Source organism: Caballeronia sp. INML2 (assembly GCF_023631365.1).
Classification (GTDB): Bacteria; Pseudomonadota; Gammaproteobacteria; order Burkholderiales; family Burkholderiaceae; genus Caballeronia; species Caballeronia turbans.
Window position 1 is genome coordinate 1 of record NZ_JALQDH010000196.1, and the last position, 911, is coordinate 911.

Genomic DNA, 911 nt, shown 5'->3' on the forward strand with positions numbered 1-911 from the left:
CACCTGACGCCGGTCATCGGCGTGGACGTTCATCTGATCCAGACATTCGCAGGCCCCACGCTACCGCTGCCGCATCCGCACGTAGGCATGGTGTTCGATCCGATGGAGTACCTGAGCCTCTTGCCAGAGGGCGTCGGCAACATGGTGTCGATGGGCATGATGGCGATGGGCGCGGCCTCCATCGTCAAAATGGGCATGCGCAGTCTGGGGGCTGCGGCGGTCGGCATGGCGGCGATGGCCGTGCAGAGCGCCGCTGGCGGAGGCGGTGGACCTATCTATGTCAACGGCCTGATGCGCACCACCGCGGGCACCCAGACCATTCACGTTCCCGGCCTGCATTTCCCGATCGGCGGCACGTTCACGGGCCCTGATGCGCCCAGACCTTCCAGCAACAGCGAATCGTTTCTTGGCAGCCTCACCGTGCGCGCCAACGGCGACCCGATGTCCTACGCCGTGTTGCCCGCGCTGAGTTGCTGGTTCGTGGGGATGCTTTCGCTCTCTCACAACGCTGAACACAGCAAGCGCGGCTCCGCCTCACTGCCGACCTCGATGATGCTGCCGATTCCCGCCTCACGCCCAGTATTGGTTGGCGGTCCACCGGTGCCGAGCATCGCGGCGCTCGCGGGCATGGCGATGCAAGCCGCACACGCCCACGCGATGAACCAGAAGCCGAAGTTCTGCGACGTATCGCGGGCGATTCAGGATCGACTAGGCGATGGCAAGTGGGGCAGGTTCCTCAGCAGCGTCTGCCAGCGTGCCTTCGGTGAACCGGTCGATGGCGTGACTGGCGAAGTGATCGTCCAACAGAACGACTTCACCGTGCGCGGGCGTTTGCCGCTCGTGTGGCATCGCTACTACGCGAGCCATGACATGTTGCCGGGCGCGGCGGGCCACGGCTGGCGCACGCCTGC

The 911-nt window shown here is 65.4% G+C and carries 1 protein-coding gene; it reads left to right on the forward strand.

Annotated elements, in window-relative coordinates:
* Positions 1-911: DUF6531 domain-containing protein (locus NCT32_RS36950; RefSeq protein ID WP_250491558.1), on the forward strand; the 911-nt coding region annotated here is incomplete at both ends.